The sequence below is a fragment of the Kushneria sp. AK178 genome (assembly GCF_053903105.1).
On the sequence record NZ_CP096381.1, the window covers coordinates 2,396,550 to 2,409,936 of the forward strand.

Annotated in this window: 13 protein-coding genes and 6 tRNA genes; 9 read left to right on the forward strand and 10 right to left on the reverse strand. The window is 60.1% G+C overall.

Features of this window, described 5'->3' with window-relative positions:
* Positions 1–48 precede the first annotated feature (48 nt).
* From M1D97_RS11005 to M1D97_RS11020, 4 genes are all read left to right on the forward strand, one after another.
* Positions 49–765, forward strand: a complete 717-nt coding sequence (locus M1D97_RS11005) for a glutathione S-transferase family protein (protein ID WP_224908279.1) — start codon at positions 49–51, stop codon at positions 763–765.
* A 137-nt stretch (positions 766–902) separates the two neighbouring features.
* Positions 903–1,577, forward strand: a complete 675-nt coding sequence (locus tag M1D97_RS11010; RefSeq protein WP_456267775.1) for an NAD(P)H-dependent oxidoreductase — start codon at positions 903–905, stop codon at positions 1,575–1,577.
* Positions 1,577–1,978 (forward strand): cation:proton antiporter domain-containing protein, encoded by a 402-nt coding sequence (locus tag M1D97_RS11015; RefSeq protein WP_456267776.1) that lies wholly within the window; start codon positions 1,577–1,579, stop codon positions 1,976–1,978. The genes M1D97_RS11010 and M1D97_RS11015 overlap by 1 nt, the downstream gene beginning before the upstream one ends.
* Positions 1,979–2,093: 115 nt before the next feature.
* Positions 2,094–2,684, forward strand: coding sequence for a hypothetical protein (locus M1D97_RS11020; protein WP_456267777.1), 591 nt, complete (start codon positions 2,094–2,096; stop codon positions 2,682–2,684).
* Positions 2,685–3,051: 367 nt separating this feature from the next.
* On the opposite strand, the gene M1D97_RS11025 is transcribed toward M1D97_RS11020, so the two are convergent.
* The 10 genes from M1D97_RS11025 to M1D97_RS11070 all read right to left on the reverse strand — a co-directional run bounded on the left by M1D97_RS11025 (position 3,052) and on the right by M1D97_RS11070 (position 7,243).
* A tRNA-Ser gene (locus M1D97_RS11025) sits at positions 3,052–3,139 on the reverse strand.
* Between the two features lie 82 nt (positions 3,140–3,221).
* Positions 3,222–3,782: a nitroreductase family protein gene (locus M1D97_RS11030; RefSeq protein WP_456267778.1), complete on the reverse strand. Its 561-nt coding sequence runs from the start codon at positions 3,780–3,782 to the stop codon at positions 3,222–3,224.
* A 14-nt stretch (positions 3,783–3,796) separates the two neighbouring features.
* On the reverse strand, positions 3,797–4,621 hold the full coding sequence (queF, locus tag M1D97_RS11035; RefSeq protein WP_456267779.1) for an NADPH-dependent 7-cyano-7-deazaguanine reductase QueF: 825 nt from the start codon (positions 4,619–4,621) through the stop codon (positions 3,797–3,799).
* A 2-nt stretch (positions 4,622–4,623) separates the two neighbouring features.
* Entirely contained in the window at positions 4,624–5,397 is a 774-nt protein-coding gene (locus M1D97_RS11040) for an ABC transporter permease (RefSeq protein ID WP_456267780.1), read from the reverse strand.
* Entirely contained in the window at positions 5,397–6,350 is a 954-nt protein-coding gene (locus M1D97_RS11045) for an ABC transporter ATP-binding protein (protein WP_456270215.1), read from the reverse strand. The genes M1D97_RS11040 and M1D97_RS11045 overlap by 1 nt, the downstream gene beginning before the upstream one ends.
* Before the next feature lie 319 nt (positions 6,351–6,669).
* A tRNA-Glu gene (locus tag M1D97_RS11050) sits at positions 6,670–6,745 on the reverse strand.
* Positions 6,746–6,825: 80 nt separating this feature from the next.
* Positions 6,826–6,900: transfer RNA gene (locus M1D97_RS11055), tRNA-Gly, on the reverse strand.
* A 13-nt stretch (positions 6,901–6,913) separates the two neighbouring features.
* Positions 6,914–6,989: transfer RNA gene (locus M1D97_RS11060), tRNA-Glu, on the reverse strand.
* A 79-nt stretch (positions 6,990–7,068) separates the two neighbouring features.
* Positions 7,069–7,143, reverse strand: a tRNA-Gly gene (locus M1D97_RS11065).
* Positions 7,144–7,167: 24 nt separating this feature from the next.
* Positions 7,168–7,243, reverse strand: a tRNA-Glu gene (locus M1D97_RS11070).
* Positions 7,244–7,530: 287 nt separating this feature from the next.
* Here M1D97_RS11070 and M1D97_RS11075 point away from each other — a divergent pair.
* The 5 genes from M1D97_RS11075 (at position 7,531) to htpX (ending at position 13,195) form a co-directional block, all read left to right on the forward strand.
* Entirely contained in the window at positions 7,531–9,186 is a 1,656-nt protein-coding gene (locus tag M1D97_RS11075; RefSeq protein WP_456267781.1) for a gamma-glutamyltransferase family protein, read from the forward strand.
* A 147-nt stretch (positions 9,187–9,333) separates the two neighbouring features.
* Positions 9,334–9,732 carry a peptide-methionine (R)-S-oxide reductase MsrB gene (gene msrB, locus M1D97_RS11080; protein ID WP_456267782.1) on the forward strand — a complete coding sequence of 133 codons (399 nt, stop codon included), beginning with the start codon at positions 9,334–9,336 and terminating at the stop codon, positions 9,730–9,732.
* Between the two features lie 125 nt (positions 9,733–9,857).
* Positions 9,858–10,784, forward strand: coding sequence for a ribosome biogenesis GTPase YlqF (ylqF, locus tag M1D97_RS11085; protein ID WP_456267783.1), 927 nt, complete (start codon positions 9,858–9,860; stop codon positions 10,782–10,784).
* Between the two features lie 153 nt (positions 10,785–10,937).
* The gene (locus M1D97_RS11090; RefSeq protein ID WP_456267784.1) at positions 10,938–12,158 is read left to right on the forward strand and encodes a pyridoxal phosphate-dependent aminotransferase; all 1,221 of its coding nucleotides are present in this window, start codon (positions 10,938–10,940) and stop codon (positions 12,156–12,158) included.
* 134 nt (positions 12,159–12,292) lie between these two features.
* Positions 12,293–13,195 (forward strand): protease HtpX, encoded by a 903-nt coding sequence (htpX, locus tag M1D97_RS11095; RefSeq protein WP_456267785.1) that lies wholly within the window; start codon positions 12,293–12,295, stop codon positions 13,193–13,195.
* The last annotated feature ends 192 nt before the right edge of the window (positions 13,196–13,387 follow it).

Consider the following 13,387-nt stretch of genomic DNA (forward strand, 5'->3'; position numbering starts at 1 on the left):
CCCGACGAGCAACGCCCTACATCGCGTTACCCCATGAGGACGTTCCCTATGTCACAGCCGGATATTCACCTGTACACTGCCGCCACCATGAACGGTTACAAGCCGGTCATCTTTCTGGAAGAGGCGGAGGTGCCCTACGAACTGACCTTCATCGACTTCGGCAAGAAGGAGCAGAAGGCACCCGACTATCTCAAGCTCAACCCCAACGGGCGCATTCCCACCATTGTCGACCGAGGCAATGACGACTTCGCCGTGTTCGAGAGTGGCGCCATCCTGTGGTACCTGGCCGAGAAGTACGACCAGTTCCTGCCCAGAGAGGCCAAGGCCCGCAGCGAAACGCTACAGTGGCTGATGTTCCAGATGGGGGGCATCGGTCCGATGATGGGCCAGGCCATGTACTTCCAGCGCATCGCTGCTCCCAATGGTCAGGAAGAACCCTTCTCCATCAAGCGCTACGTGGATGAGTCCCGTCGCCTGCTGGAGGTCCTGAACACCCGCCTGGAAGGCCGCGAGTGGCTGGCGGGGGATCAGTACACCATCGCCGACATGGCGACCTACCCCTGGGCCCGCGCCTACGTCTGGGCCAAGGTGTCGATCGACGGTCTCGACCACCTGAAGGCCTGGTTCGAGCGGCTCGATGCACGCCCCCAGATTCAGAAGGCCTTGACCATCCCTAAGGCACAGCCCGCCTTCTGGGGTGACGCCGACGAAAGCGAGTTTCTCAAAGAAAATGCGGCACGCTTTTCCTCCGATGTCAGGAAGTGAGAGCCCATCACGGCTGCACGAGAATGCTTGACCGTGAACCCGTCAGGATAGTCGTGAGTGGCCTCACACTGGGAGTGTGAGGCCACTCGCTTGGCGCTCCACAAGCGCGTGGAGATCAACGATAAAGAGAGAGTCCCATGAAGGTACTCGTCTACCTCGCTCATCCACGACCTGATCGCTCAGAGGTCAATGCCACGCTCTTTCGTCAGGCAAGCAACGCCGGACATGTGACCAGCGTCGATCTCTATGCCACCTACCCTAGCATGGACATCGACATAGACGCCGAACAGCGGCGTCTCGTGGAACATGATGTTATCGTCTTTCAGCATCCATTCTATTGGTACTCCTGCCCAGCACTGCTCAAGGAGTGGATAGACCTGGTGCTGGAATACGGCTTCGCCTATGGCCCTCAGGGACAAGCGCTCAAGGGCAAGCAGGTGATGCATGTGATCAGCTGTGGTGCCGCTCGGCATGCCTACACTCAGGAGGGCTACAAGGGCGTCACGGTGCCCGAACTCCTACGGCCTTTCAAGGCAACATGGCAGCTTTGCCAAGTGGAGTGGCTGCCCCCGCTGGTGCTGTTCAATGCCGGCAGGGCGGAGGCAGATGGGCGTCTCGATGAGCACTGCCAACACTACCGTGCCCTGCTCGACCTGCTTCATCACACCCCTCTGCATGCCGCTCAGCTGAGCCGTCACGCGCTCTTTAATGACTACCTCAGCGACGCGCCTTTCGACACGAACCATGAGATGTCATCGGCCTCGTCCTTGGGATCATCTCCTTCTTTTCACTCACCGCACGGACGAAACTGATGGATTTACTGGCAGCGGGGTTCGTCTATCTGGCGGCGGCCGTTATCGCCGTGCCACTGACCAACCGTCTGGGGCTGGGATCGGTGCTCGGCTATTTGATCGCTGGGGTGATCATCGGTCCGCTCTTGGGGGTCGTGGGGCAGGAAGCCACCGAGGTGCAGCACTTCGCCGAGTTTGGTGTGGTGATGATGCTGTTTCTGGTCGGATTGGAACTTCAACCCTCCCAGCTGTGGGCCATGCGCTACCAGTTGGCAGGACTTGGGGGGCTCCAGGTCGTGCTCAGCACGGTGGCGATAGGCGGCGTGGCCTGGTGCTTCGGGCTTTCCTGGCAGAGTGCCTTGGCGCTCGGCATGATCCTCGCGCTGTCCTCTACGGCCATCCAGATATACAGGCAGCGATAGAGCTGAACAAATCAATTGGCTTAACTCTCAAAGAAACTTAAGCCTGCTACCAGACGAGTACTTTGAATGGATAAAGATTGATGAGCGTGCATGTTACTGGGCTTGGGGATGGCTAATGCTAACTTATCTCGACGAACCACCAGCCAATCCTGACGGAAGCAAATCGTACCCTCCTACAACTGAGTTCCAGAACAGCTTAACAAGCTTGCCTATCAGCTCCAAAGAAAGGTTTAATTCGATAGTTTATTTTTTCGACACTCGACCAGTAAATTTAGAACAAAAAAAGCAACTTATTGAGCACATGAAAAAAATATGGATAACGGTTTTGGACAACCCTCATCCATTGAAATTTATTGACCCTTCAAATGATCAACAGTGCACCTGGGCGTGGGAATACTTGCAAAAACATGGTTTCAGCATGCCCATTTTCAGCCCGACAAACAACAAAGAGCTATACCTTTCAGCCGTTGCCTCCATGGATTTATCTGGTGTTCATAGAGATACAAGAAGAATTTTCCTGATGAACATGAAAAAGGCATGTGATCAGAAAAAATATCGCGAGAAACTAAAAGGAAAAAAGCCTTTAAATACATTCATCAACGAAGATTCCAAGCAGAGACTGGATTGGCTAGCCAAGCAGCGCGGGCAAAATATAAACAAAACAATCGAGTGGCTGATCGACAAAGAATATGACAGTCATATTTGAGAATATTAAGCGGACCTCCCGGAGGAGTGCTCCAAGTAACGGCCCGCAGTCTCACCCTTGATGATCTCGATCTAGTCCTATGCCCTGCATGCATGCAGTTGTTCAGGCTCTGCAGGGGATAGAAGGCGAAATTGATCTCTGGGCCAAGGGTCGGCTACAGCCGAGGAGTGACAGGGCACCAATGACGTTGCCGAGGGAAAGGCTGGCACCTGACCCCGGCCCGCTGCCACAGATGGCGAAGGATGGCTCAAGGGGGGCTGAATGACACGGCCCCCCATTACAAAAACGATTGGGGGACTGAGCGGGGGACTGGGCATGGTCAGAAAAAAGAAAAAGCCGCTGAAATCAGCGGCTTATCTATATTCGGTGGCGGAGGGGGAGGGATTCGAACCCTCGAAGCCTTTCGACTTACACACTTTCCAGGCGTGCTCCTTCGACCACTCGGACACCCCTCCGCATTGTCATCCGCGCAGACTGACCTGCGAGAACGGCGCACATCCTGACACGATGGCCTGACGATTGCAAGCATGGATGCGCTTAACCCGTGATACGCTCGACAAAATCAGCAGGTTCAAGCGATTTCGGTGTCCGATCGCCCCGGACACAATGTCCCAGATAGAGAAAGCCCACGAGCTCGTCGTCCTGATTCAGCCCCATCGCCTGATGGACATGCTGATGATGGGCAAAGCCGCCGGTACGCCACATGGCACCCAGCCCCTGGGCGTGCGCGGCATACAGCATGGCATGGGCCGCACACCCGGCCGAGATGACCTGTTCGATACGCGGCACCTTGTGATCGACCTTCACTGCCGCGATCACGGCAATCACGACAGGCGCACGCAGGGGTTTGCTGCGCGCCTTATCGAGCGTTTTGTCGCTGACCTCCGGGTTGTCTGCCAGCTCGGCCCCTGCAAACAGCGACCCGAGCGTCTCTCGACCCTGCCCGCTGTATTCGATAAAGCGCCAGGGGCGCCGCTCACCGTGATCCGGGGCTCGCAGGGCGGCGCGGTAGATCAGCGTCATCTGCTCGGCCGTCGGCTCGGGCCCTTCCAGACTGGCGTGGGACTGACGCTCCAGCAGCAGTGTCATGGCATCCATCTTGCTCTCCCGGCTCACTGGCGCATCAGGCGCAGTGTCTTGATCGGTGCCTCGCCGGGCAGCGCCCGCCAGGGGCTGATGTCCAGCCCGCCGCGGCGCACATAGCGCGCCATGACCAGCAGCTGGTCCGGCTCGGCCTCGCGCAGGATATCCATGAACATGCGCTCCACACAGTGCTCGTGGAACTCCTGGTGCTCGCGAAAGGAGATGATATAGGCCAGCAGCGCATGATGATCCAGCGCCGGGCCGCGATAGCGGATCAGCACACTGCCCCAGTCGGGCTGCCCGGTGACCGGACAGTTGGACTTGAGCAGATGCGAGTGGATGGTCTCCTCAACGATGTCGCTATCGGTGATGATCAGCTCCGGGTCGGGCTGATAGGTATCGACCTCGACGTCAAGATCGTCCAGACAGAGCCCGGGCAGCCGTCCGGGGGCCAGCGCCATGTCATCGACGCCGAACAGCGTGACCTCCACCTCGGCATCCACCACCCGCGACAGATCCTGTCTGAGGATGCGGCGCACCTCGACCGAGGAGGCAAACCGGGTCTGGTTGAAGCTGTTGAGATAGAGCTTCCAGGACTTCGACTCGATCAGATACGCCGAATCGGCCGGCACCCGAAAGCGCGCGATGGCCACCACCGGCTTGCCGGTCGGCGTCAGCCAGGAGAGCTCAAAGGCCTGCCACTCATCCTCTCCCTCGAAGGGAAGATCATCCTCATCCAGATCCAGCGACGCCCGGTTGGCACTACGCGCGATGGGATACAGCAGTGACGGGTCGTACTCGGTGATGTAGGCACTGGTGTGTCCCAGTGGCGCATCCTTCAGGTCGTCGCTCATGATCAGCTACGCAGCCCCTTGCCACGGCGCAGCAGCCATATGGCCGCGGAAAAGAAAATCGCGATAAACACCGCAATGGCTCCGACAGCTGCGCCAACATTGATATCGGAAACGCCAAGAATACCGTATCGGAACGTGTTGACCATATACAGAATCGGATTGATCAGGGAAACGTTCTGCCAGAACTCCGGCAGTGTATGGATCGAATAGAACACGCCGCCCAGATAGGTCAGCGGTGTCAGCACGAAAATGGGCACGATCGAGATATCATCGAATTTCTTGCCCAGCAGCGCATTGATAAAACCGCCGATGGAAAAGAGCACGGCAGTCATGATCACGATCAGCGTGGTCAGAATCGGGTGCTGGATATTCAGATCGGTGAAAAACAGCGAGACGGCCGTCACGATAATGCCCACGGCCAGACCACGGGCGGCGCCACCAATGACGAAGCCTGAAAGCACCAAGGCGTTGGGCATCGGCGAGATGATCATCTCCTCGACGCTGCGCTGGAACTTGCTGCCGAAAAACGAGGACGCCACGTTGGAGTAGCTGTTGGTGATGACCGACATCATGATCAGACCGGGCACGATATAGTCCATGTAATCGACGCCATCCATCTGACCGATGCGCGACCCGATCAGGTTGCCAAAGATAATGAAATACATCGTCATCGTGATCGAGGGGGGCAGCAGCGTCTGGGGCCAGATACGCATGAAGCGACGAATCTCGCTGCGCACGATGGTCCACAGCGCCACCATCATCTGTCGAGCGTTCATCAGCGAATGCCTCCCTGCTGCCCTGCTTCTGTCTTGCTGCCTTCCACCATGCGCACGAAAAGCTCCTCGAGACGATTGGCGCGATTGCGCATCGAGACCACCTCGATGTTCTGCTCGCTCAGGCGCGCAAAGGCGTCGTTGATACGCTGCCCCTTGTCGATCGACAGCGTCAGCTGACTGTCATCAAGGCGTTCCACATCAAAACCTTCGATGGCCGGGCACTGCGCCACCGGCGAGGCCAGGTCCAGCACGAAGGTCTCGCGATTGAGCTGTCCGAGTAGCTCCCGCATGCTGGTGTTATGCACGATTTCACCGCCATTGATGATGGCGATGTTGCGACACAGACTCTCGGCCTCTTCCAGATAGTGGGTGGTCAGGATGATGGTGGTGCCTTCCTGCTCATTGATGCGCTTCATGTACTCCCACATGCTGCGGCGCAGCTCGATATCCACCCCGGCGGTGGGCTCATCGAGAATCAGCAGTCGCGGGCGATGAATCAGGGCGCGGGCAATCATCAGGCGTCGCTTCATGCCGCCGGAGAGCATGCGAGCGGCATCATGGCGCTTGTCCCAGAGACCGAGATCCTCCAGCAGCTGACGGGCGCGATCCTCGGCCTGGCGCCGCGGAATACCGTAGTAGCCGGCCTGGGTCAGAATGATGTCCTCAACCTTTTCAAACTGGTTGAAGTTGAACTCCTGGGGCACGACGCCGAGATAATAGCGCGCGCGGGCAAACTCACGATCGACGTCGATGCCGTAAATGGACACCTCGCCCGCCGTCTTTCTTACCAGCGAGCTGACCACACCGAGCGTGGTGGACTTGCCGGCCCCGTTGGGACCCAGCAGCGCAAAAAAGTCGCCCTGAGGGACTTCCAGATCGATGCCCTTGAGGGCGTGAAAACTATTGTCGTAAACCTTGGTCAGGCCTCTTATGGAGAGGGCAGCATGCACAATCAGAACTCCATGACGATCGAGGGTATCGCCGCGCATGAACGCACCGACAGGTGAGATATTTCACCCCGTGAAGACAGGGCAGAAAAGGCGGCGATGAAAGACGCCCGACAAGGGGCGTTGAAATGAAAGCACCCACTGCCAAAACGCCATCACTGGACGCTGACAGGGATATCTGTTGCCGGGCAGCAATGATAGTCGAACGCAGCGCGGACAGCACTGTTCAACCACAAAAAAGAAAGCGCTCGCCCCTGCCCTGTATGAACAGGCACGAATCGATATACCAGAGCGGAATATGAGAAGACTATCGAAAGCCGCGAAATGGCGTCCCGTAGGGGGTTCGAACCCCTGTTACCGCCGTGAAAGGGCGGTGTCCTGGACCACTAGACGAACGGGACGTATTGGCGCGAGCAGAAGGAACCGATCAGAACTGCCTGTCGGGCAGTGATTCGGATCATCTGATCCCTGCTACTGAAAATGGAGCGGGAAAGGAGATTCGAACTCCCGACCCTCGCCTTGGCAAGGCGATGCTCTACCACTGAGCTATTCCCGCTTGAAACAAGAAGTGGCGTCCCGTAGGGGGTTCGAACCCCTGTTACCGCCGTGAAAGGGCGGTGTCCTGGACCACTAGACGAACGGGACGCATTTGGGCGAAGAAGGAAGATCGACCGGGCTGGCGTCCAGCTCACGACCCATGCTACCTGACCTGCGCTACCAAAATTGGAGCGGGAAAGGAGATTCGAACTCCCGACCCTCGCCTTGGCAAGGCGATGCTCTACCACTGAGCTATTCCCGCACCGGTCATCGATGATAAGCGAAGTGGCGTCCCGTAGGGGGTTCGAACCCCTGTTACCGCCGTGAAAGGGCGGTGTCCTGGACCACTAGACGAACGGGACGTGACTGCCTCGCCTCACCGAGTGGCGCGCATATTACCCATGCCTTCCGGGCGTGTCAAGCATGTGACAATAATCAAAATCATTTTTGCCGATTCCTGTTGCCATGAAGCAAAACGACCCGTCGTTGCCCCAGGCACTGCCCTGGCGGTCTGATATCTGGCGCGTTTTTTGCATCGAATGACGCTCAATCAACAAGACACAGGTGCCCGATGTCCTTTACGCGTCGCAGATTTTTAAGCGCGACAGCCGCGTCCACCACGGCCGGGCTGACCATGGGATTTCCGCGAATGAGCAATGCGCAGCCTCAAGATGACCAACCGGCGCCGGCCACCACAGACTTTCAGCCCGATGCCGCCTTCAACACCCAGCGAAGCTACGGCGGTGGCAGCTGTGTCGCGCCGCACCGCCTGGCAGCCAGTGCCGGGCGCGACATCCTCAAACAGGGTGGCAACGCCATCGAGGCCATGGTGGCCGCGGCCTCGGCCATTGCCGTGGCCTATCCGCACATGAACGCACTCGGCGGTGACGGTTTCTGGCTGATCAGTGAGCCCGGCAAGGCGCCGGTGGCCATCGATGCCTGCGGCAATGCGGCCGGACTTGCCAGCACCGACTTCTACGCCGGGGCATCGAGCATTCCCGAGCGCGGCCCGAAGGCGGCCCTGACCATGGCCGGCACCATCAACGGCTGGCAAAAGGCGCTCGATATTGGTGCAGACTGGGGCAAGCCCCTGCCGTTGAGCACCATTCTGGACGATGCCATCCGTTACGCCGAGCAGGGCATTGCTGTCTCCCGAAGTCAGGAAGCGCTGGCGCGCAAGCATTTCGAGCGTTTGTCGCAGAGCCCCGGCTTCAACGACGCCTTTCTGCTGGATGGTGACATACCGCGGGAAGGACAGCGTCTGCGCCAGCCACGTCTGGCAGCCACGCTGCGACGCCTCGCCGATGCCGGGCTTGATGATTTCTACCGTGGCGAGCTGGCCCGGAGCATGGCCCGGGACCTCGAGTCGCTGGGCAGCCCCCTGCGCCTGCAGGACTTTCACGACTACCAGGCACAGGTGGTCACCCCGCTGGAGGTCGAACTGCAAAACGCCACGCTCTACAACCTGCCGGCCCCGACACAGGGCATGGCCTCGTTGATGATTCTGGCACTGTACGAGCGGCTCAATGTTGACCAGGGGGAAGGCTTCGCGCATCTCCACGGTCTGGTCGAGGCCACCAAGCGCGCCTTTTTGCTGCGCGATCGATATATCACCGAGCCGGGGCGCATGACGATGGATCTCCAGACGCTTTTGAGCAGTGACCGTCTGGACCGCGAAGCCGCCACCATCGATTCGCAAAGGGCCATGCCCTGGCCGCACACGCCCGAACCGGGCGACACCATCTGGATGGGCACGGTCGACAGCGAAGGCCGCTCGGTCAGCTTTATCCAGAGCCTGTACTGGGAATTCGGCAGCGGCGTGGTTCTGCCCGAAAGCGGGGTACTGTGGCAGAACCGGGGCGTCAGCTTCTCTCTCGATCCTGACGATCTGCGCGCCCTCGCCCCGGGTCGCAAGCCGTTTCATACCCTCAACCCGGCGCTGGCCCGCTTCCGGGACGGGCGCACCATGGTCTACGGCACCATGGGCGGTGAAGGCCAGCCGCAGACACAGGCGGCCATTTTCTCGCGCTACGCCCTGCACGGCATGCCCCTGCAACAGGCGATTGCGGCGCCACGCTGGCTTCTGGGGCGCACCTGGGGAGAAAACAGCACCAACCTGAAGCTCGAATCGCGCGTCTACACCCCGCTGGTGACCGAGCTCGAACAGGCCGGCCACGATGTCGAGGTCCTGCCCGACACCTTTACCGATACCATGGGCCATGCCGGCGCCATCGTGCATCACCCGGACGGCCTGCTGGAGAGTGCCCACGACCCTCGCAGCGACGGCGGCGCCGCGAGCCTGTAGACCGCTGTCTGCCATTCACCCTTGCGCTGAAAATGCCGGCCTGCCATGTCACCGCCGCGAACTGGCGTACGTCGGTCTATGCTGTCAGGATATCGGCCTGTCCGGGCAGCCGTCTGGCTGGCATGAACAAGGACCGAGGAGGACATCATGGACAAGGTACACAAAAGCGACAGCGAATGGCGCGAACAGCTCACCAACGAGCAGTATCGCGTGACCCGTCAGGCGGGCACCGAGCGCCCCTACACCGGCGACTATCAGGTGGAGCCGGTGCAGGGCATCTATCACTGCATCTGCTGCGGGGCGCCGCTGTTCGAGAACGAGCACAAGTTCGAGTCCCACTGCGGCTGGCCGAGCTTTGACCGGCCGCTGGCCGACGCCGCCGTGGAAGAACACACCGATGAAAGCCACGGCATGCGCCGCATCGAGGTGACCTGCCGACGCTGTGACGCCCACCTGGGCCACGTCTTTCCTGACGGTCCGCGCGACACGACCGGGCTGCGCTACTGCATCAACTCGGTGGCGATGACCTTTCACCAGGGCGAATAACCCGCCCTCCCTGTTGCCCGGTAAAGCGCTTCGGCATCGATGTCTGACGGGGTACACTGCGTGACCACTCCCCCTGGTGGCGCACGCCGTGTGCCCCTTCCACTGTATTGCAACAGGAGAGACCCATGCTGGGCTGGTTCCCGGGACACATGAACAAGGCCAGACGCCAGATCAGCGACGCCCTGCCCGAAATCGATGTGGTTATCGAGGTGCTGGACGCGCGCCTGCCCTACTCCAGCGCCAATCCCATGCTGGGCGATCTGATTCGCCACAAGCCGTCGCTGAAGCTGCTCTCGCGCGCCGACCTGGCCGACCCCGACAGGACCCGTGAGTGGATCGAACACTTTGACGCCCGGCCCGATGTGCGCGCCATGGCCGTGGTCACCACCGAGCCCCGGCAGCTCAAGCCGCTTTACAAGCTGTGCCACGAACTCGCCGGTCATGTCCGTGACGACCGCGACGTGCGCGTGATGGTGATGGGCATCCCCAACGTGGGCAAGTCCACCCTGATCAACACCCTGGCCGGCAAGAAGATTGCCAAAACGGGCAACGAACCGGCCGTTACCAAGCGTCAGCAAAAGATTCGCATCGGCCAGCGCATCGCCCTGACCGACACCCCCGGCGTGCTCTGGCCACGCATCGAGGACCAGAACAGCGCCTACCGCCTGGCCGCCAGCGGCGCCATCCGTGATACCGCGCTGGAATATGTCGATGTGGCCTCCGTCACTGCCCTGTCGCTGGCCGAGCGCTACCCCGAGGCGCTCCGGTCGCGCTACAAACTGGACACCCTGGGTGATACCGGCGAGTCCATCGTACGTGATATTGCCACCCGTCGCGGCGGCCTGCGTGCCGGCGGCGAAGTGGATCTGCATCGCGGTGCCGAGGTGCTGCTGATGGATCTGCGCGGCGGCAAGCTCGGGCGCATCACACTTGAAACCCCGCAGGACATCGCCGATGAGGAGGCGCTCGAGGCCATGCGTGCCGAGCGCGAGCGCTTCAACCGCGGCGAGACCTTTCCCGACGATGACACCCCGGCCGAACCGTCATCCTGACGCCGTGACACAGTGATGGCATCCCGGGCAGACAGCGCGGTATGCTGAAGTGACAGGCCTTTTCATGATGCCTGCCATCTTTTGTGACCGCGGCAGATACGCCGGCCGGACCGACGGCTGCCTTCTTTCATTTCAGCGGACCCCTTGAGCAGCATGACCACGCCGATCAAAAAATCCCACAAGCTAGACCACGTCTCCTATGACATTCGCGGTCCGGTACTTGAGCACGCCAAACGGCTCGAGGATGAGGGGCATCGCATCCTGAAGCTCAATATCGGCAACCCGGCGCCCTTCGGCTTCGAGGCACCGGAAGAGATCCTGCAGGATGTCATGCGCAATCTGCCCACCGCCCAGGGCTACTGCGACTCGAAGGGGCTCTATTCGGCGCGCAAGGCGATCATGCAGGAGTGCCAGCGCAATCGCGTGGAAGGCGTGGGCATCGAGGACATCTATGTCGGCAACGGCGTTTCCGAGCTGATCGTGATGGCCATGCAGGCCCTGCTCGATGACAGCGATGAAGTGCTGGTGCCCGCCCCCGACTATCCGCTCTGGACGGCGGCCACCAATCTCGCCAGCGGCCAGGCGGTTCACTATCTCTGCGACGAAGCTCAGGGCTGGGAGCCGGATATCGAGGATATCCGCCAGAAGATCACGGCGCGCACCAAAGCGATCGTGCTGATCAATCCCAACAATCCGACCGGCGCCGTCTACTCCAGAGAGGTGATCGAAAACGTGCTGCAGGTGGCACGCGAGCACGGCCTGATCGTCTTCTCCGACGAGATCTACGACAAGATCCTCTATGACGGCGCCTTCCATACCCCGACGGCCTCTCTTGCCGATGATCTGTTGATCATCACCATGAACGGGCTGTCCAAGAGCTATCGCTGCGCCGGCTTTCGCGCCGGCTGGATGATTGTCTCGGGTGAAAAGCGTCATGCCCGGGACTACATTCAGGGGCTGGACATGCTGGCCTCCATGCGCTTGTGTGCCAATGTGCCGGCACAGCACGCCATCCAGACGGCGCTGGGCGGCTACCAGTCGATCAATGACCTGGTCCTGCCCGGTGGCCGGTTGCTGGCGCAGCGCGACGCCGCCTGGGAGAAGCTCAACGAGATTCCCGGTGTCAGCTGCGTCAAGCCGCGCGGCGCCCTCTACATGTTCCCGCGCCTTGATCCGGCCATGTACGACATCAAAGACGATCAGCAACTGGTGCTCGACCTGCTGCTCGAAGAGAAGATGCTGCTGGTCCAGGGCACGGCGTTCAACTGGCCGACGCCCGATCACCTTCGCATCGTCACCCTGCCCTGGGCCGATCAGCTGGAAGACGCCATCGACCGGCTGGGACGCTTTCTGGCCCGCCGCCGCCAGGCGTGATCACCTAAACGATGCTTAAGGCGCAATTGAAACTCCCGGCGACAGCACTTATCTAAGGGCTGTCGTCGGCGACCCTTGCAGTCCCGATGGACGCACCCCCGATTGACGTATCATTCCAATGGAGACCACCGGTCATGATGAGGATCGTCCTCTTTCTTGCCACCAACCTGGCAGTAGTGCTGGTGGCAAGCATCACGCTGCGCCTTCTGGGCGTGGAGAGTTATCTCGCCGGCAGCGGGCTCAACCTGACCTCGCTGCTGATTTTCTGTTTCGTGTTCGGCATGGTCGGCTCGCTGGTATCGCTGCTGCTGTCCAAAAAGATGGCCAGGTGGAGCACCAAGGCGCAGATTATCGAGCGTCCGAGCAATGCCAACGAGCAGTGGCTGTATGACACCGTGGCCGAGCTGTCACGCGACGCCGGTATCAAAATGCCCGAAGTGGGCGTTTTCCCGGCACAGCAGGCCAACGCCTTTGCCACCGGCTGGAACAAGAACGACGCCCTGGTATGCGTCTCGGCCGGCCTGCTCAACCAGATGCGCCCCGAAGAGGTGCGCGCCGTGCTGGGCCATGAGATCGGTCACGTGGCCAACGGCGACATGGTGACCCTGTCCCTGATTCAGGGCGTTTTGAACACCTTCGTGATGTTTTTCGCCCGCGTCGCCGCTCAGCTGATCGACAGCTTCCTGCGCCGCGACGATGACGGTGGCGGACTGGGCTTCATGGGCTATTTTGCCGTGGTCATGGTGCTGGAGGTTGTCTTTGGCCTGGCCGCCTCGGTGATCGTTGCCTGGTTTTCGCGCTATCGCGAATACCGTGCCGATGAAGCCGGGGCAAGGCTTGCCGGCAGCGGCGCCATGATCAACGCGCTGGCGCGGCTCAAGGCGCAGCAGGAGATGCCCGACCAGATGCCGGACTCGCTGACCGCCTTTGCCATCACCACCGGTCAGACCCGCAAACTCATGGAAAAGCTCTTTGCCAGCCACCCGCCGCTGGATGATCGCATCGCCGCGCTGAAAAAGGCGGCCTACCAGCAGTAATATCACACCAGATGCATGACGAGAGCCCGCCCCATGGCGGGCTTTTTTATTAGCTTTTGCCCCGCGGTACTCCTTTGGGGAAGTTTCCCTTCCAGCTTTTACCACTCACACGCCAAAGGTCTGATTGACGAGCCTACCTGCCGAGCGCCATATAGCGTTCTTTATTTAGATAGATCGGTCTATACAGGAGAG

What these genes read in the sequence shown, in the direction of transcription:
- M1D97_RS11005 (WP_224908279.1), top strand. Translation starts at nt 49, where the DNA reads ATGTCACAGCCGGATATTCACCTGTACACTGCCGCCACCATGAACGGT.
- M1D97_RS11010 (WP_456267775.1), top strand. Translation starts at nt 903, where the DNA reads ATGAAGGTACTCGTCTACCTCGCTCATCCACGACCTGATCGCTCAGAG.
- M1D97_RS11015 (WP_456267776.1), top strand. Translation starts at nt 1,577, where the DNA reads ATGGATTTACTGGCAGCGGGGTTCGTCTATCTGGCGGCGGCCGTTATC.
- M1D97_RS11020 (WP_456267777.1), top strand. Translation starts at nt 2,094, where the DNA reads ATGCTAACTTATCTCGACGAACCACCAGCCAATCCTGACGGAAGCAAA.
- M1D97_RS11030 (WP_456267778.1), bottom strand. Translation starts at nt 3,782, where the DNA reads ATGGATGCCATGACACTGCTGCTGGAGCGTCAGTCCCACGCCAGTCTG.
- queF (WP_456267779.1), bottom strand. Translation starts at nt 4,621, where the DNA reads ATGAGCGACGACCTGAAGGATGCGCCACTGGGACACACCAGTGCCTAC.
- M1D97_RS11040 (WP_456267780.1), bottom strand. Translation starts at nt 5,397, where the DNA reads ATGAACGCTCGACAGATGATGGTGGCGCTGTGGACCATCGTGCGCAGC.
- M1D97_RS11075 (WP_456267781.1), top strand. Translation starts at nt 7,531, where the DNA reads ATGAGCAATGCGCAGCCTCAAGATGACCAACCGGCGCCGGCCACCACA.
- msrB (WP_456267782.1), top strand. Translation starts at nt 9,334, where the DNA reads ATGGACAAGGTACACAAAAGCGACAGCGAATGGCGCGAACAGCTCACC.
- ylqF (WP_456267783.1), top strand. Translation starts at nt 9,858, where the DNA reads ATGCTGGGCTGGTTCCCGGGACACATGAACAAGGCCAGACGCCAGATC.
- M1D97_RS11090 (WP_456267784.1), top strand. Translation starts at nt 10,938, where the DNA reads ATGACCACGCCGATCAAAAAATCCCACAAGCTAGACCACGTCTCCTAT.
- htpX (WP_456267785.1), top strand. Translation starts at nt 12,293, where the DNA reads ATGATGAGGATCGTCCTCTTTCTTGCCACCAACCTGGCAGTAGTGCTG.